We start from the raw sequence: 573 nt of genomic DNA on the forward strand, positions 1-573 counted from the left end.
GCTGCCCGTTCTGGCCGCTACCTGCGCCGTAGCCCTCGTCGGTCTGCTGGCGCTGCCCGGCTACCGGACCAACTACAACGACCGCGCTTATCTGCCCAACTTCATTCCTGCCAATGAAGGGTTCACCGCTGCCGAGCGCCACTTTTCCCAGGCCCGGATGAAGCCCGACATCTTGATGATCGAGTCGGATCACGACATGCGTAATCCTGCCGATTTTCTCATCCTGGATAAATTGGCCAAGGGCATTTTCCGGGTTCCTGGAATATCACGGGTACAGGCAATAACCAGACCCGACGGAACGGCCATGGACCACACATCGATCCCCTTTATGATCAGCATGCAAAACGCCGGTCAGGTGCAGACCATGAAATACCAGCGCGACCGTATCAACGACATGTTGAAACAGGCAGATGAGATGGCCAAGACCATCGCGGTCATGCAGCGGATGTACAGCTTGATGTCGCAGCTCGCCGACAATACTCACCGCCTCGTAGGCGACACCGAAGCGATGCAGCAAATTACCAATGAATTGCGTGACCATATCGCGGATTTCGATGACTTTTGGCGCCCGAT

The 573-nt window shown here is 56.0% G+C and carries 1 pseudogene; it reads left to right on the forward strand.

Annotation, left to right across the window (positions count from 1 at the left end):
• Positions 1-573, forward strand: a pseudogene (locus F0Q45_RS26590) (MMPL family RND transporter); the annotation flags it as partial.

This window comes from Mycobacterium simiae (assembly GCF_008370645.1).
Taxonomy (GTDB): Bacteria; Actinomycetota; Actinomycetes; order Mycobacteriales; family Mycobacteriaceae; genus Mycobacterium; species Mycobacterium simiae_A.